Below are 16,582 nucleotides of genomic sequence, written 5' to 3' on the forward strand. Positions count from 1 at the left end.
TTCAGGTCTCGTCCTGGACGATGAGCGACTGCTCGTGCTGCCGGGTACGGTAGGCGCTTCGTCCCATCACCTGGGTCGCGACCGGTGCGGTGACCAACTGCAACATGCCCGCCAGGGTGAGCATCAGCGAGGCCTGGGTCGTGCGCAGGATCAGGGCCAGGCCGATGCAGAGCAGCACGAGGCCAAGGGTCTGCGGTTTCGACGCGGCGTGCATGCGATTGAGCACGTCGGGCAGCCGGACGAGGCCGATGGCTGCGACCAGGCACAGCAGCGCACCGAGCAGGATCAGCACCGCGCCGGTGACGTCGAGCACCCCAGGCCACCCCACCAGAATGGTCATCGGATGCCTCGTTCCCTGCTGATCTCGGCGTCGGGGGAGGCGTCGAAGACCTCCTGGCGGCCGGCGACGAAGCGGGCCATCGAGACCGTGCCCGAGAAGGCCACCAGGGCGAGCACCAGCACGATCGGGATGGTGTACGCGTGACGGTTGGCGGCGGCCTCGATCACCAATCCGCCCACCACGGTTGCGATCAGCACGTCAGTGGCGACGACCCGATTGGCGGCCCCGGGGCCGCGGACGATCCTCACCACCGTCAGCACCGCCGCCAGGGTGAACATCACCCCCGAGATCCACAACAGCACGACCATCAGGCTCCTCCCTCCTCGCGCAGTTCGGCGCGTTCCTGGTTCGACCCGAACGCACGGATCACCCTCGCCTCGGTACGCCGCACCGAGAGACGGGCCCGGTCGATCGCCTCCGGTGTGGAGGCGTCGAAGACATGCACCACCAGGTCACCGTCGTCGACGTCGATCACGATCGACCCGGGAACCAGCGTCGTGAGCTCCGCCGTGATCGAGCTCACGAACTGGCTGGTGGTGCGCAGCGGCACCCGGATCATGGCGTTGCGGGTGGGCGTCCGGAAGGCCAACACCTTCGCTGCCACCGAGATGGACGAGGTGACCAGGCCGCTGGCCGTGTGCGCGGCCAGTGCCAGGAAGGCGAGCGGGCGGAAGTGCTCGAGTTCGTCCACGTCGGGCAGGGGGAAGGTCACCTGGATGACGACCGCGGTGAGGAGCCCGAACACAACGGTGCCGAGGCTGAGGCTACCCCACAGCATCACCCAGATGACCGTCAGGCCCACGGTGGTCGACAGGTTCACCCGATGCCTGAGCGGGGGCCGCTCCCTCATCGCCCCTTTCTCTGTCATCGCCCCCTTCTCCGTCATCTCAGGGACTCCTTGACCGCGGCGACGTAGCTGCCACCGTGCATGTCGGCGGCGGCTCGTTGGGCGTAGGCCGTCAGTGGTCCGGCGAGCACGGTGAGCGACATGGTGATCAGCACCAGCACCGAGGTCGCGGCGATCCAGATGCGTGGGACGGTGCGAAGGCTGGGGGTTCGTCCGGTGTCGGCGCCCTCGGGCAATGGACGCCAGAACACCCGGTTCCAGACACGCATCACGGCGATCAGGGTCAACAGGCTGGTCACGACCGACGCGACCACCGCCACGATGGCCAGGGGTGAGCCCTGGGCGAAGGCAGCCTGGATGAGGGACACCTTGCCGATGAAGCCCGAGAAGGGTGGCATGCCACCGAGGTTCAGCGCCGGCACCAGGTAGAGCACCGCCAGCACCGGTACGGCCGAGAGACCTCCCAATTTGCGCATCGAGGTCGACCCGCCGACGCGCTCGATCAGTCCGACGACGATGAACAGCGCTGTCTGGATGAGGATGTGGTGGGCCACGTAGAAGATGGCACCGGCCATGCCCGCCTCGGTACCGAGGGCGACACCGATCAGCATGTAGCCGATGTGACTGACCAGGGTGAACGAGAGCAACCGCTTGATCTCTCCCTGCGCGAGCGCTCCCAGGATGCCGACGAGCAGCGATCCGATGGCGGCCACCAGCAACAACGGGGTCAGGTGGCTGTCGGGGAACAGCAACGACTGCAGCCGGATGATCGCGTAAACGCCGACCTTGGTGAGCAGCCCGGCGAAGACGGCGGTGACGCTCGCGGGGGCGATCGGGTAAGAGTCCGGCAACCACGTCGACAGCGGGAAGATGGCCGCCTTGATGGCGAAGACCACGAGCAGCAGCAACTGGATCGTCAGTTGCAGGCTGGCCGGCAGGTCGGCCAGCCGCTGGGAGAGTTGGGCCAGGTTGACGGTGCCGGTGGCGCCGTAGACCACTGCGATCGCGATCAGGAACAGGGTGGACGAGAGCACGCCGATCACCATGTAGGTCGCCCCCGCCCTCACCCGCTCGCGGGTGGCCCCCAGCATCAGCAGCACGTAGGAGGCGAACAGCAGCATCTCGAACCCGACGAACAGGTTGAACAGGTCTCCGGCGAGGAAGGCGTTCGAGACGCCCGCCGTCAACACCAGGTAGGTGGGGTGGAAGATCGAGACCGGAACCCCGTCGGGGGAGTCGGTCACCTCCCGGCGTGACGGGAAGATCACCACCAGGGCAGTGACGATGCTCGAGACCAGCAACATCAGCGACGACAACCGGTCGGCCACCAGGGCGATACCCAGGAACGAGTCCCAGGAGCCCACCCACAACACGATCGGCCCGACCCGGTCGGCGGCGAAACACAGCGTGAGGGCGACCACCACGACCAGCCCCAGCACGACGCCCGAGACAACCCTCTGCACGCGTGGACGCCGGGCCGCGGCCAGGGTGATCCCCGCACCCACCAAGGGCAGGATCACCGGGATCGGGACGAGATTGGTCAGGTCCATCAGGGGGCCTCCCCGGGCTGGGTGGGGGTGGTCGGGCTGGTGGCGCCGGAGATTTTGCCGGAGTCGGGTTCGCTGGTGGGATCGGTGGTGGCGTGGGCCGGTTCGTCCTCGGCTGCCTCGAGTCCGCCGGTCTCGGTGTCGGTGGGAACCTCGTCGGCCTCGTGCTGGGTGTACGACTCGCTCGTCAGGTCGCGGTCGGCACGACGCCGCACGATCCTGTCCTCGACGTCATCGGCGACCTCGTCATGGCCCTCCAGTTGGAATGACCGGTACGACATCGCCAACAGGAAGGCGCTGGTGGCCAGGGTGATCACGATGGCGGTCAGCACCATCGCCTGCGGCAGGGGGTCGGAGATGCGGTACTTCGGCTCGCCGACGATGGGGGCCAGCCCGGCCGGGCCCGAGACCACCAGGAAGAGCATGCTGACGCCGTTGGAGGCCAGCATGATGCCAGCCAGGATCCTCATCAAGGAGCGCTCGGTCAGCAGGTAGACGCCCGCCGCGAGCAGGCCCCCACCGGCGATGGCGAGCATCAGACTGGGGGTCATCGCTCCACCTCCGGGGTCAGGCCGGGCACGCTGCGGTCGCTGGAGAACCGCGGCACCGGGGCCACGTTCTTCTCCGAGTGCAGGTCGATGCCGCTGCCCAACGAACGGACGAAGTCGAGCATCGCCCCGATCACGAGCATCCAGACGCCGATGTCGAAGACCAGGGTGGTGACGAGTTTGACCACGCCGATCGGGCCGAGGTCGATCTCGAACGCGTAGGACTGTCCGATCCGTCCGCCGATCAACACCGGCCAGACCACGCCCAGCACGGCCACCACCATGCCGCCGCCCAGCAGCTTGCCCGGGTCGAGCGGTACGGCCTCCTCGAGTTCAGCCCGTCCCCCGGCGAGGTAGCGGATCGCCAGCGCGATTCCCGCCACCAGGGCACCGGCGAAGCCACCACCGGGCAGGTTGTGCCCCACCATCAGCAGGTACACCGAGACCAGCATCATCACCGGGAACAGCAACCGGGTCATCATCTCGAGCAGGGGGCTGGCCCGGTGCTCGTCCAGCAGTTGCGCACCGCGCAGCCAGGTGCGGCGTCCGCTGGGTTCGGTGTCGGGTTGCAGCGTCTGCGACGAGGCCCGTCGGCGGACGAAGACCAGACTCGCCACTCCGGTGGCGGCCGCCAGCAGCACCGAGATCTCGCCCAAGGTGTCCCAGGCGCGGATGTCGACCAGGGTGACGTTGACGATGTTGTGGCCGTAGCCGAAGTCGTAGGCCTCCTCGTAGAAACTCTCCGACACCGGGGGAGCGGCACGCGCCTGCAGTGCCACCATCGCCAGCACGGCAGCCAAGGTGCCCACGGCGATGCTGACCAGGGCCCGCAGGTAGCGGCTCGCCTTCAGGGGCCGATCGGTGAAGTACTTCGGCAGTCGGCGCAGCACCAGGACCAGCAGCACCAGGAAGACTGTCTCAGTCAGCGACTGGGTGAGGGCGAGATCTGGCGCACCGTGCAGCAGGAAGAGGAGCGCCGTTCCATAGCCGGTGATGGCCAGCAGCATGAACGTCTTGAGCCGGCCGCGCGCCAGGGTCGCGTAGACGGCCGCGACCAGGATCAGCACCACGACGGCCGCCTGGGCGAGCGAGTCGGACCACCGCACGGGACCCAGACGGAGCCCGCCCACCAGCAGGGCCATGCCGGGCAGCGCGACGACCACCACCAGGATCGTGCCGATGTGCAGGGGCAGTGAACCGGTCTGCACGCGTCCGGTGACCTCGACCGCCAACCGGTCGAGCGCTCGCAGCGCCAAGGTGTAGCCCTGCTCGAAGGGGTCGTCGCCGACGGGTTCTGCCAGGCCGCGTCCGCGCGCCCGGTGCACGCCGACGCCGACGACGAGCACCAGTGTCGAGATCAGCAGCGGCACGGAGACCCCGTGCCAGAGGGCGAGGTGGGGAGCGTCGGCGCCGGGGGTCCGGGCCACGTGGGCGTGCAGCAGGCTCGACAGGCCCTCGCCGGTGAAGGCGAGGACGAGGGTGGCCACGGTCAGGGCCAGAGCGGGTGCCACGAGGGGCCCGTGGGTGTGGTCGATGGCGGTGCGCACCCGGCCGAAGAAGACCCCGACCACCAGCCGCAGCGAGTAGGCGAAGGTGAGCACTGCCCCGGCGGCGATCCCGACAAGGGCGACCCATCCGACACTCGTCAGACCTGGCTCCTGGGCCGCCTCCAGCGCCGCGGCCAGGGCGGACTCCTTGGCCACGAACCCGAAGGTCGGCGGGATGCCCGACATCGAGGCGGCCGCGATGATCGCTATCACGGCCGTGACGGGCAACGAGCGGACGAGTCCTCCCAGTCGTCGCAGGTCACGGGTGCCCGTGTGGCGATCGATGCTGCCCACCACCATGAACAGGGTCGCCTTGAAGACGGCGTGCGCGGCCAGCAGGGCCAGGCCTGCCTGCACCGCGGCAGGGGTTCCGACTCCGAGGGTGGTCAGCAACAGCCCCAACTGGCTGACGGTGCCGTGCGCCAACAGCACCTTGATGTCGACCTGGCGCAGGGCCCGCAGGGCACCCAGCAGCATCGTCACCACGCCGAGCCCCACCAGCACCGGACGCCACCACGGCAGGTCGACGAAGATCGGCGTCACCATGGCGACCAGGAAGATGCCTGCCTTGACCATGGCGGCGGCGTGCAGGAAGGCCGAGACGGGGGTCGGGGCCGCCATCGCTCCCGGCAACCAGAACTGGAACGGGACGATGGCCGACTTCGTGAGGGCCCCGACCAGCAGCAGCGCTGCGGCCCAACCCGCCGCCACGCCGGTGGGCGCGAGGTCGAGGGTCTGCGACAGCGAGGTGGTTCCGGTCACCGAGCGCAGCAGCAGGACGCCCGTCAACATCGACAGTCCACCCACGGTGGTGACCACGAGCGCGGTCATCGCGGCCCGGCGGGAGGTGGCGGAGTGGTGGTTGAGGCCCACCAGCAGGTAGGAGAAGACAGTGGTGAGTTCCCACCCGACGGTCAGCACGATCAGGTCGTCCGCCAGCACCAGCAGCAGCATGCTCGCGGCGAACCCGGTGAGCAGGCCCACCGTGCGTGAGGCGAGGGTCTCGGTGTCGAAGTACCAAGCGGAGTAGGCGAAGATCAGCCCTCCCACGCCGGTCACCACCATCGCCAGCAGCCAGCTCACCGAGTTCAGACGCAGGTCGATGGACACCCCCAGGGCCGGCATCCATTCGAGGTGCTCGGTGACCACTCGTCCGTGCGCCACCGTGGGCCCCTGCAGGGCGAACCAGACGGCCGAGGCGATGCTGACGAGCGCGGGGGCGAGGAAGACCAGTCGTCCGATGCGGCTGCTCGCCAAGGTCGCGACGACGGCCACGAGGGCGAAGATCGTCACGACGAGCAGCACGGGCGTTCCTCTCAAGGTCGGTGGCACCGGTTGTCCGGCCTGAGGAGGGGCCAGTCTATCCGGTCGAGGCTGGCGGACCCGCCGAATATCTCAGATGTGAGCTTTCAGCGAAGAGGCCGGGGGCTCACGCGGTGGTGGGACGGGCACGTGCTTCGCTTGCTGGAGGGCTGTGATCGACCAGCTGGGGCGGATGAGTCCCGCGATCGCGGATGCGCATGAGGCGGCCCGAGAACTGGTCGCGGCACAACGAGTTCGCCATGAGGTGCAGCGCAGATTGGACGCCACAGTGGTGGTGCTGCGCGGCGAGCTGGGCCTGTTGTCGGAGGACGATCTCCGGGCGCCCCGGCAGGTGCACGAGCAGGCGGCGTTCGCGCCGATCACTGCCCCGGCACCGATGCACCCGCCGACGGGTCAGCAGACCGCTGACCCGGACATCACCAGGAGGGATCACCATGATGAACGCTCACGAGGTGGCCCGAGCCGCTCACCCCCACAGGCAGCGCTGACAAGGAACGCTTGGGTCGGGACCAGGCGATGTGGGCCGGTCGGGCCGATGAGGCTCAGTTCAAGGAGTTGGTCCGTGGCCAGCGGGACGTCTACCGGCGGGTCGGGTGGGCTGACTGGGAAGACCAGGCCACCCCATCTGAGTGGGCCGACGTCTACGCCATCGCGCGGGGGATGCGGGACGTCGACCCGATGGCCGTGCACGCGGCGAACCGGATCGAGCAGCAATACCAGGAACGGTTCGGGGTGAACCTGCGTGAGGCCCACGATCTGTGGCAGGACCGCACCGCCACGGTCCACACCGAGAGTGTCGGTCGGGAGGCCGAGCAGTTGGATGTGGGGAAGGTCGTCGCCGAGCATCGCCCGCACTATCGGGTGGTCGCGGATGATGGGTGGCGGGAGGCTGCGTCGCAGGACGATTGGATCCAGGCCTACGGGCATGTGCGGGTGACGATCGGTTTGGATCCGATGGCAGCCCAGGTGGCGCAGCGGATCGAGGCGGAGACCCAACGCCGGTTTGGGCTGGACGTGAAGGCCGCGTTCGACGACGGGCTGGCCCGTCGCACCAGTGGTCTGGCCGATGAGGCCTTCGACCTCGCTGCGCAAAGCCAGGAGCATGAGGCGGGCGCGCGTGCTGACCGGGCGGAGGCCGACGGTTTGGATCCGGACGATCCCAAGGTGGTCATGTTGAGGGAGCAGGCGCGGCGGGAGCAGGGGATTGCTGCCAGTGACTTGGCTGGTTCTCAGGCTGCGGACGAGGAGCAGGTGGTGGTCGCCTCCGTGACCGCGGCCGAGGTGGAGGAAGCCGATCAGGTGGCCCGCAAGGCTGCGCCCGGGTTCACTCTCGTGGAGGAGGCTGCCGCAGAGAGTCACCGCGGCCGCCACGCCGGGAACCGTGCCTCGGCAAGGCCGGACCGTCGGCAGAAGCGGGGGAGGACCCGATGAGTTTCCTCGACGACGTCGACGACACCAGCGACGAGACAGTCACGCCCGAGCCGGAGAGCGCGGCGCCGGCCTTGGTCTACGGGTCGGCTGATGAGTGGTTGCGGGAGTGGATGCTTCCCAACTGGCGGCCGCCGTTGGGTGAGTTGAAGTACCGGTGGTGCTCGAGGTGGTGGCTCCATCCCGAGGCGGTGAACCGGATCGAGGCGCTGTGGCGGGCGTGGGAACACCTTCGCAACGACGGGCTCCTGGGACCGTCGGTGTGGTGGCGCGACCACTTCGGCCCCCATTGGGCGATCATCACCGGCACCGACGGCCCGTTAGCGGCCTGCAAGAACGGGGAGCACAAGCAGGCCGAGGCACTGTGGGCCGCCCCCTGCGTCGTCGACTTGGCTGACTATCTCTGAAGGAGCCTTTGGTGAATGCAGCCACCTGAGAGATGTGACTTCCCCCTTATGTCCCGCAGTCTCCTAACGGGGGTCAACAGTTGGCCACGCGCGTGGGATCTCTTGTCCGAGGCTCGGTAAGCTCGTCTCGGTGAGCCCGAATCATCTCGATCGTTTGGTGTACGTCGATGACTCTGGTCACCCGCAGTCGGGGCTGGTCGTGTACGGGTGGGTGGAGTTTCGACCAGACCGCTGGTCATCGGTGCTCCAAGCTTGGCTAGACACTCGGAAGCGGCTATGGCGGGAATTCGGAGTGCCCATCACCCAAGAGTTGCATGCGACCGACTACATCAACGGTCGCGGGCGAATCTCCGACAGGATCCCAGAGCGCCATGTACACGCTGGGATAGAGCATTGGAAGGACTTCGGGCGGGAGGTTGCTCTCGCGTGTTTGGAGACTCTCCGTTGCACGGAGAACTTGAGGGTTGGAGCTGTTTGGCGGCGGGGGGTCGGTGGCGTCGCCAATACCAGGCGCGATGCGTACTCGGCGTTGATCCAGCAGTTCGAAGGGGAGCTTGCCGAGACGGGATCCCTCGCCTTGGTGTTCATGGACGGGAACGGTAGCGATACCTCCTACCGGGCGACTCATCGAAACCTAAGGCTGGCCGATCGGCGAGTAGTTGAAGATGCCATCCACATGGACTCAAGGACGTCGCAGCTGGTGCAGATGGCTGATCTGGTGGCCTGGACTGCGAACGTGCACATCGACCGATACGAGGGCAACCAGTTCGCATGGGAGTGGTACTCAACGCACTTGGGAGAGCGCGACCCGCACCGCGGCCCACGAGAGATCTAGCTCACAAACAGCTAGACCCCCTGATCCGCGTGTCGCGGGGGGGTCTGCATGCAAGACACTACACCGCCGCGCCCCACAACGCTAGTCATGGTCTAAAGGAGCGAGGTGCGGCTGCGAGGAGGGTGGCTGCCGCGGAGTTTGTCAGTGCGGCGTGCTCACCTAGAGGCAGAGGATCTAGCTTGGAGGTGTCTGGTGGGAAGAACAAATCCCTACGGGGTCGGCGATTCTGGCCAGCAGGCATACGACCGAAAGATGGTCTGTCCTTGCTGTGGCCTGCCGTACATCGAGAGGGCTGGTCCCAAGACGCCGTTGATCGTCAAGCCTTGCGTGGATTGTCGTGGGCACGACGCGGAGGGCTCGCTCAAGCAGCGCCTTGAGGCGGCGGAGAGTCATGCCCGCAGATCTCTTGATCATGCGAGGAGGGCGCACGTAGCTCTTGCGGGCGGGATGAGAGAGCGCGACGCAGAGCGACGGGAGAGCGATCGGCTCAAGCGAGACCTTCACCGCGTGATCGGCGACCTGAACTACTACAGGGCCCAGGTGCGGGCGGCGTGGTTGCTGCATGGCGGTGATGCTGGGACGTGTGAGTGCGGCGAAAAGCCATGTCGCACGAGGGCCGAAGCTCATCGCATCGAGGAGGAGATGGGCGGCGGTCCTGCCGATCGACATGCCCCACGGATCCCCAGGCTCCTCTGACACCGAGGCGTAACCAGCGAATCGCCATAATCGAGCATCTGGGCCATACGCTCGGGGTTATCCGTGAAGCGGCGCGTGGCTCCATTGGGTTCGCATAGATCCAGCCCTACAGCGCTGGACCTCCGTCTGCGTGCGTCGTTATGAGGGGGCGCAGTGACATGATGGCGACATGCTGATCAATCCGCAGTACTTGAATAGTGAATCGCTTCTCCGGTACATGGCGAACCTGGAGGATGGCGTGCGCGAATCCGGAGAGGAGACTGTCACTGACGTTCGTGACGCCCGCGCGGGGGTCGACGTTAAGGTCGCGAGGGCAGAGGGAGGTCGTGGATCGCAGACGGCGAGGAGAATCAACACTACGGATCACGATTTGGCCCGACTCAAGCGCCTCATAGCAGCAGGGCATGAAAGGTCGGATGAACTCGATTGGATAGAGATTCAACAGCCAGCCATCGAGTTTCCAATGGCGTCTATCGGGTCCATGATCGAATGGGATTGTGAGATCTTCGTACCGGATGTCATTCGAGCAATGCTCAATAATGGCGGTTTCAGTGAGGCAGTGAGGGCATTACAGAGGCTGCGCCCCGCGGCGGATGTCTTAGGATTCGGGGACCTCGACGGCATAGATTTCGCGGAAATCGATGCGGCGGCGAGCTTCTTGGAGACCCTTGACGTGGTGCCGGTCGTGGTGGGTGAGAACGATGAGACTGAGTGGAAAGTGGTTGGCTCCCTAGAGCCAAGATGGATCTCGGGGAACCACGAGTTCGACGGCGCGGTGAAAATCATTGGCAAGATTCGAAAGATAGTGAAGGCGGATCGCTGGTATCCACTCATGTCGTTGCCAGGTCAAAACCTTGGTTCACGAGCAGATAGGCGCGAGCGAGAGCGGCGTGGCCCGGCATCGGAGGAGGCCCAGGAGCATTTCCTGAAGGGGCCGCTCATGGTGTTGGACTATTTGGTAATCCATACGTGAGCCAGGAGGCTCAGAAGAGCGGGGTCGGACGCTTATCCATTGGCTGCGTTGGCGCACCGGATCAGTTGCAGCAGCCATCTAGTGCCACGCATGCTTGGAGAGACCGGGTCGAGGGCAGCGAGAATGAACGCATCAGCCCGGCCCGCAAGACACTCCGCCTTGGTCGACCACGTACTTGTTGGGCACGAGGTAGGCAAGCGGGCCCTTGCCCTCGGCCAGCCAACTCCTGGCGATGATCAGGCCCAGCACAGTCTTGCCACCGCCGGTGTCGAGCTTGACGACGACGTCGCGCTGGCCCCGGTCCGCGGGCTGGCCAAGAAGGCCTCCGCTGCGGCCGACAAGGTCAAGCAACCCGCCTAGCGCAGACAGCATGCGAGCGGGGATCACAACCGAAGTGGTGATCTCGCTTGCGAGCATGCTGAGGCGGATATCGGGTGACTCCTGAATCCGGCCGATCCCGTGCTGGCTGCGGCTGGGCCTGGTCGCGTCACTCGTTCTGCTTCAGAGGAGAGTGGTCCCCGCTCGAGCGGGCGGACGGGCGCCGATGTGACATAATAGAGGTTATCGGACATACCCCCAGGGGTATGGAACTTCGCTGATGGCTGCCCTCACTGTTTGTGTGTGCGAGGGGGTCTTTGATCCTGCCGTCCCGGCCTATGAGTGAAGTTCATTCCGATAGCGGCCAGGCCTTCCATGTCGAAACCTGCTGTCCTACGGTCTTTTACTCAATCGCGATCCATGCCTCCCCTGTGGAACTCTATGGATCACGCTGTTACCACGAGCAGTACCACCAGTGCCCTCGGAGGTGAACTGGGTACCTACACGCGACGGTGCGCATGCCTCCCCCCAGTGGTGGTGACCCATCCCGCGAGTACCACACCCCTTGAGCATCTTCGTCGCGCCAGTCCGTCAGCGTCGGAAAGAAGTACCCCACCTTGTCCACGTCCAGCGTGCCGTCGCCGGATAGCCGGGACAACCCAGCGGGAATAGGCACGTGGGTATCTTCGGTCGCGCCGGACTCCTGGACGAGGGCGACTGCTCGCTGATACTCCGCGGTGTTCTGGAAGTACATCGCCCCCGGTGCCGGTTCCACGCGAACCATCGGCACAAACGCGAGCACCCACAACAGTAGGGCGGGCGCAAGCACCTTCCGATGCCAGCCAACCACGACCCAGAGCCAGACGCTCAACACGAGAGCCGCCACCCACAGCAGCCAAGTCGCTGGATGGAAGACACCACGCCATTGGGGCCACAGAAATGGATCTGCGTGGTAGAGAAGCGAATTACCGACTCCGATCAACGACAGGAGTACGTGCAACACGGTCGTCCCCCACAGGCATCCCAACAGGATTAGTAGGATACGCCGAAGAAGCGTTCCAATGAATCGCCTAGCCATGCACAGCCTCCGCGAGAAAGGGATTGCGTGCCACTTCGTTCAAGACAGCCTGCTGCAATTCCGAGCCGGTTATTCCAGCTCGGTACTTGTCTGCTTGGGTCGGGGCCGCGGGGAGCCAGCGTCGGCCAAGGCTCGCTGGGCCGATCCGGTCACGAGTGCGCGTGATAGGAACTCGGCACCTGCTTGTCCTGCCAGCTCCCTCATGGATGACGCGAGCGAGATCAGCGGGTCAAGCGCGGATGCAAGCTCGCTAGTGAGTTGCTTGGCACCATCCGCTTGGACTTCAAGCTTGTCAGCGTCCATCAGGTCACCTGCTCTACCCGCATCTGCGGCAATGCGCGATAGTCGCGACCGAATGTGGCAGTGCTGCTCTTGGGGCGCTTGCTCCGTGCCGAGGACGTTCAGCCACAGCCCGATGTTCAGGAAGTACTGGCGCCCGTAGTTCGACTTCTGAAGGTTGAGAACCAAGATGATGTCTTCACGCTTGAGATACCACGAGCCTGCTCGCTTCACGAAACCCCTGCTCTTCGCGTAGGCGTCGACGGTCGACTGGACGAGGGTTGGCATAGGTCATCTCCGCGGGTAGGTCTGAATGTCGCCTGTCCACGGCGTTCTGCCGGGATAGGCCTCGTTTAGTTCATCGAGGTAGCCTTGGAGTTGTCGCTGACCAAGGCGGATCGCACGAGGGTTGTCGGGCTTCAATTCGACGACCTGACGTGAGTCGAAGTTGATGCCGTCGACACGCTTGCCACTCGGCAATCTGAACTCGCGTTCGAAGCCAGGGCCGTAATCCCAAGTCTTATGCATCAGGCGGCCGTACGCAGTCGCTGCCGTCTCTCCATTCACGGCCGACGGACTGGACGACGTCGACCAAGGAGTTGCGGGGCGACAGGAACAGCACCGCGTCCAGGGCGGGGACGTCCACGCCCTCGGAGAGGCAGCGGGCGTTGGTCAGGATGCGGCATTCCCCATCGGGGACGGGGGCCTTCAGCCAGGCCAGTTCCTCACCTCGCAGCAGGGCATTCATGGTGCCGTCGACGTGGTGGGCATCGACCAGCAGTTCGGGGGTGTCGGGGTCACCGTCGTCGCTGAGGGTGTCGGCGATCGCGGGGAAGGTCTGGGCGAACGCCTTCGAGGAGGCGATTGAGGAGGCGAAGGCGACCGCTCGCTTCATGGGGACGGGGTCGGGACCGAAGTCGAGTTCGGTGGTGCGCTTGGCCAATCCGTTCCAGCAGCCTGCGATCTTGGAGGCATCGTCGAGGTTGATCTCCCCATCCCCGTCGGCGAACACTCCTTGCAGGCTGTCACTTACGGCCTCGTTGGAGACGCACAGGATCATCACCTTGTAGTCGGTGAGGAGCTTGCGTTCCACCGCTTCGCCGAAGCCAAGACGGTGGAACTCGGGCCCGTACAGGGCCTCGTCGTCCATCGAGCACAGCTCGGCGGACACCTCGACGGCCTTCCTCTTCACCTCCTCGCCGTAGATGCGGGGGGTGGCGGTCATGTACAGCCGCTTCCCGGCCGGAAGGTATGTGTTGTCGTGGACCCTCACGAACGCCGAATCGTCGGTCACCCCAGGCAACTTCGCCCCGGTGGTGCGGTGGGCCTCATCGCACAAGATCAGATCGAACGCCTCCCCCGACTGCTGCTGGGCTCGGGCGACGACGTCGATGGACTGGTAGGTGGAGAACACCACCGTCATCCGTTTCCCCCGTCGTGCCCCGCCGGCCATCTGGGCGGCCAGCTTGTCGGCGTCGGTCGTGGGCAGGGGAATGTCGTGGATCGAGATGTCCTCGGCCTGGTGGGAGGCCTTCGTGTCCGAACACACCACGAACGGGCGGATGTCGGTCTGGCTCTGGGCCAGCCATTCGCGAAGCGTCTGCGACACCAGCGCGATGGACGGGGCCAGGAACAACACCTTCAGATGGCCACCGTTGTCGGCGCAGCGCTGCTCGGCCAACTTCAACGACGTGAACGTCTTTCCCGTCCCGCAGGCGGAGATCCACTTGCCGCGGTCAGTCGAGTCGAACCCGGCCTGGATCTTGGCGATGGCCTCTTTCTGGTGGGGTCGAAGGCGGTAGCGCGCGGCCCGGCGGGGTTCGAAGTCCAAGGCGGCGCGCGAGTGGAGCATCCAGTCGATCGGTGACTCACCGATCTCGGTCAACCCGATCCGCTGCACTGGCACCGTCTGCTTCTGCAGCGCTGACTCGGCGTGGTGAGACCACCGGTCAGTGGTGGAGATGATGATGCGGTTGTCGAACACGATGTTGTCCCACGACCGGCCCGAAGCGGTGAAGAACGAGTCGATGTCGGCCTTCTGCAGCGTGTGCTTCGGGTCATAGAACTTGCACTGGATCGCCGTCCACGCACCGGTGTCACGATTCCTGGCCACCAGATCGATCCCCGAATCATGGGAATGCTCGTTGTGGTCCCAGCGCGCCCATGACGTGACCTCGTCGTAAGTGCTGGCCAAGGTCGGATCGGTACGGAAGTAGCCCTCCATCAGCCGTTCGAACCGAGTTCCCCGCTCAGAGTTCGACCCCGCGGCTCGGAAGTCGTCGATCACGTTGTGGATCGTGGTCCTCGTTGCCATGGTTTCCTCTTGTTCGACCGAGCCTTCTTCCGGCCTACGGTAACGGCTTGCACGGCCATCTTTGCGGTCGACCCGGGCATGGGGATGGCCCCACACCCGGACGGGGGTGTGGGGCCATGTAACGACTTCGTCAGGGGAGATGCCGCTACTTCTTCTTGTCCCTCTCCACCACGGTCGTGTTGGGGTGGCGGCGTGCCGTTGAGAGCTTCACATATCGGCCGGTGATCGCGCTACGAGCGCGCCCCGAACCACTCCTCGCGGCCATCAGCGCTGCTCGTCGAGGTCTTCATCCAGTCGAACACGACAGTGGGCCCCGGCCCCACCCTCGTCCGATGGTCGCAGGGGGGCAACGGCGGTACCTGTGAACCGTTCGGGGAGCGTGGTGTGATGGGCCCATGGACACCAAGACCGAGGCGCGGGACTTCCTGATCTCGCGCCGCAACCGTCTGACCCCCCAGCAGGCGGGCCTGCCCGTGATCGGTGGCCACCGCCGGGTTCCCGGTCTGCGCCGCGAGGAGGTGGCCATGCTCGCCGGCGTCAGCCTCGAGTACTACGTCCGGCTCGAACGCGGCAATCTGGGTGGCGTCTCCGAGCAGGTGCTCGACTCGTTGTCGTCCGCACTGCAGTTGGACGAGGCCGAGCGCACCCACCTCTACGACCTGGCCCGCAACGCCACCCACCGTCGCACCACCCGCACGGCGCCGAAGCGGGTGGTGCGGCCGCAGGTGCAGTGGCTGCTCGACCAGATGGGCGGGTCGGCCGCGTACGTGCGCAACGCGCGGCTCGACATCCTCGCCACGAACGCGGTCGGACGCCTGCTCTACGCGCCTGTCTTCGAGCAGGCCGGGGGCAACACCAGCCGCTACATCTTCCTGTGTGAGGAGTCGGCCCGCGAGTTCTTCGTCGACTATGAGCTGATCGCCAACAACTCGGCCGCGGTGCTGCGGTCGATGGCGGGGGAGAACCCTCACGATCCCGCGCTCAGTCGACTGGTGGGCGAGCTCTCGACCCGCAGCGAGCGCTTCAGGCAGTTGTGGGCCAAGCATGAGGTGCGACTGCACCGGTCCGGCGTCAAGCGGTTCAACCACCCCCTGGTCGGTGAGCTCACGCTGAACTACGAGGCCATGGACCTGGCCGCCGATCCCGGCCTTCGTCTCAACACCTACGCCGCCGAGCCCGGCACCGAGTCGGCCGAGCGATTCGGCCTCCTGGTCAGCTGGGCGCTGTCAGGTCAGTCGGATCTGTCGCCGGCTGCGCCCACGGCCACGGATCAGCGCTTCGACAAGGCCTGACGCCAGCTCCCGACGTGTCGGGTGCAGTGCTCGGCGACTGCTCGCCAGTGGTCCCCGTGGCCGCTGGTGAACATCGACGACCACGGTTCGTCGCCGTCAGCGTGGGAGCGTTCGAGCAGGTCATGCATGGCCCACGCGCGCTGGCCGAGCAGCTCGGGCAGGCTGGCGGCGAGTTCCTCGGACGACCGGTAGCCGTCGACGAGGATGGCCCGCAGCCGGCTGGCTCCTTCGGCGGGTGACTGGTCGGGATGGAGACCCGCGAAGGCCTGTGCGGAGTAGGCAAGGTCCCAGGCGCCGGTACTGGGACCGGCTCCGTCCCAGTCGATGAAGACCCAGCGATCGGTGAGCGCCGGACCTGCCATCACCAGGTTCCACGGGGTGGCGTCGTTGTGGCAGATCAGCTCCGGCCGCGTGGGGCTCGGGATCAACATCGCCGGCCAGCGCTCGAAGTCGGGGTCGTCCGCGGTGGGGCTGGCGTCGTGGATGGCCCGCAGTAGTCGACCGACCCGCCGCAGCTGGTCGAGGTCGAGCGGGGGGAGGTCGAGGGCAAGAGTTCCCGGCACGAACTCGGTGACCGCTCGTCCGGCAGCGTCTCGTCCGTGGCTGGCGGGCAGATCGACACCAGCCCGGCGGAGGTGCTCGCAGTAGGCGGTCACGAGGTCGGACTGGGGCAGCCACGGCTTCCTCACGGTGGGCCCCAGACCGGCCAGTGGCCCGGTCAGCGGGTCCTCCACGCGCACGACCCCCGCGGTGGCGTTGCCGCCGGTCAGTGGTTGCTCGGCTGCTGGGCGGGGACCGTCACTCACCGTC

The 16,582-nt window shown here is 66.1% G+C and carries 16 protein-coding genes; 5 read left to right on the forward strand and 11 right to left on the reverse strand.

Features of this window, described 5'->3' with window-relative positions; genetic code table 11:
* Position 1 precedes the first annotated feature (1 nt).
* The 6 genes from mnhG to QQZ11_RS05805 are packed head-to-tail and all read right to left on the reverse strand — an operon-like array spanning position 2 to position 6,134.
* A complete protein-coding gene (gene mnhG / locus QQZ11_RS05780) occupies positions 2-340 on the reverse strand; it encodes a monovalent cation/H(+) antiporter subunit G (RefSeq protein ID WP_022908775.1) in 339 nt (112 codons plus the stop codon).
* Complete coding sequence (locus QQZ11_RS05785) at positions 337-648, reverse strand: monovalent cation/H+ antiporter complex subunit F (RefSeq protein ID WP_022908774.1); 312 nt, start codon at positions 646-648, stop codon at positions 337-339. Before QQZ11_RS05785 ends, mnhG begins: the two co-directional genes overlap by 4 nt.
* Positions 648-1,208 (reverse strand): Na+/H+ antiporter subunit E, encoded by a 561-nt coding sequence (locus QQZ11_RS05790; RefSeq protein ID WP_284549206.1) that lies wholly within the window; start codon positions 1,206-1,208, stop codon positions 648-650. The genes QQZ11_RS05785 and QQZ11_RS05790 overlap by 1 nt, the downstream gene beginning before the upstream one ends.
* A gap of 14 nt (positions 1,209-1,222) precedes the next feature.
* Positions 1,223-2,737: a Na+/H+ antiporter subunit D gene (locus tag QQZ11_RS05795; RefSeq protein WP_022908772.1), complete on the reverse strand. Its 1,515-nt coding sequence runs from the start codon at positions 2,735-2,737 to the stop codon at positions 1,223-1,225.
* Complete coding sequence (locus tag QQZ11_RS05800; RefSeq protein WP_022908771.1) at positions 2,737-3,285, reverse strand: Na(+)/H(+) antiporter subunit C; 549 nt, start codon at positions 3,283-3,285, stop codon at positions 2,737-2,739. The genes QQZ11_RS05795 and QQZ11_RS05800 overlap by 1 nt, the downstream gene beginning before the upstream one ends.
* Positions 3,282-6,134, reverse strand: coding sequence for a Na+/H+ antiporter subunit A (locus QQZ11_RS05805; RefSeq protein ID WP_284549207.1), 2,853 nt, complete (start codon positions 6,132-6,134; stop codon positions 3,282-3,284). The genes QQZ11_RS05800 and QQZ11_RS05805 overlap by 4 nt, the downstream gene beginning before the upstream one ends.
* Before the next feature lie 678 nt (positions 6,135-6,812).
* On the opposite strand from QQZ11_RS05805, the gene QQZ11_RS05810 reads away from it, so the two are divergent.
* The 4 genes from QQZ11_RS05810 to QQZ11_RS05825 all read left to right on the forward strand — a co-directional run bounded on the left by QQZ11_RS05810 (position 6,813) and on the right by QQZ11_RS05825 (position 10,491).
* Positions 6,813-7,583: a hypothetical protein gene (locus QQZ11_RS05810; protein WP_284549208.1), complete on the forward strand. Its 771-nt coding sequence runs from the start codon at positions 6,813-6,815 to the stop codon at positions 7,581-7,583.
* Positions 7,580-7,987 carry a DUF4913 domain-containing protein gene (locus tag QQZ11_RS05815; RefSeq protein WP_022908767.1) on the forward strand — a complete coding sequence of 136 codons (408 nt, stop codon included), beginning with the start codon at positions 7,580-7,582 and terminating at the stop codon, positions 7,985-7,987. Before QQZ11_RS05810 ends, QQZ11_RS05815 begins: the two co-directional genes overlap by 4 nt.
* A 157-nt stretch (positions 7,988-8,144) precedes the next feature.
* A complete protein-coding gene (locus tag QQZ11_RS05820) occupies positions 8,145-8,822 on the forward strand; it encodes a DUF3800 domain-containing protein (RefSeq protein WP_281166925.1) in 678 nt (225 codons plus the stop codon).
* An 865-nt stretch (positions 8,823-9,687) separates the two neighbouring features.
* Positions 9,688-10,491 (forward strand): DUF6414 family protein, encoded by an 804-nt coding sequence (locus QQZ11_RS05825; protein WP_022908765.1) that lies wholly within the window; start codon positions 9,688-9,690, stop codon positions 10,489-10,491.
* 132 nt (positions 10,492-10,623) lie between these two features.
* Here QQZ11_RS05825 and QQZ11_RS05830 read toward each other — a convergent pair whose 3' ends face one another.
* The 4 genes from QQZ11_RS05830 to QQZ11_RS05840 all read right to left on the reverse strand — a co-directional run bounded on the left by QQZ11_RS05830 (position 10,624) and on the right by QQZ11_RS05840 (position 14,480).
* The gene (locus QQZ11_RS05830; protein ID WP_157438828.1) at positions 10,624-10,842 is read right to left on the reverse strand and encodes a hypothetical protein; all 219 of its coding nucleotides are present in this window, start codon (positions 10,840-10,842) and stop codon (positions 10,624-10,626) included.
* A gap of 1,114 nt (positions 10,843-11,956) precedes the next feature.
* The gene (locus QQZ11_RS05835) at positions 11,957-12,454 is read right to left on the reverse strand and encodes a DUF4304 domain-containing protein (RefSeq protein WP_022908762.1); all 498 of its coding nucleotides are present in this window, start codon (positions 12,452-12,454) and stop codon (positions 11,957-11,959) included.
* Positions 12,455-12,457: 3 nt separating this feature from the next.
* Positions 12,458-12,694, reverse strand: a complete 237-nt coding sequence (locus tag QQZ11_RS13640) for a hypothetical protein (protein WP_084707568.1) — start codon at positions 12,692-12,694, stop codon at positions 12,458-12,460.
* The gene (locus QQZ11_RS05840) at positions 12,687-14,480 is read right to left on the reverse strand and encodes a restriction endonuclease (protein WP_022908761.1); all 1,794 of its coding nucleotides are present in this window, start codon (positions 14,478-14,480) and stop codon (positions 12,687-12,689) included. The genes QQZ11_RS13640 and QQZ11_RS05840 overlap by 8 nt, the downstream gene beginning before the upstream one ends.
* 395 nt (positions 14,481-14,875) lie before the next feature.
* Here QQZ11_RS05840 and QQZ11_RS05845 point away from each other — a divergent pair, with 395 nt between their 5' ends.
* Positions 14,876-15,772, forward strand: coding sequence for a helix-turn-helix transcriptional regulator (locus tag QQZ11_RS05845; RefSeq protein WP_022908760.1), 897 nt, complete (start codon positions 14,876-14,878; stop codon positions 15,770-15,772).
* On the opposite strand, the gene QQZ11_RS05850 is transcribed toward QQZ11_RS05845, so the two are convergent.
* Positions 15,751-16,578: a phosphotransferase gene (locus QQZ11_RS05850; RefSeq protein ID WP_022908759.1), complete on the reverse strand. Its 828-nt coding sequence runs from the start codon at positions 16,576-16,578 to the stop codon at positions 15,751-15,753. The two genes, QQZ11_RS05845 and QQZ11_RS05850, sit on opposite strands and share 22 nt — an antisense overlap.
* Positions 16,579-16,582: the final 4 nt, after the last annotated feature.

This window comes from Aestuariimicrobium sp. T2.26MG-19.2B (genome assembly GCF_950101875.1).
Lineage (GTDB): Bacteria > Actinomycetota > Actinomycetes > Propionibacteriales > Propionibacteriaceae > Aestuariimicrobium > Aestuariimicrobium kwangyangense.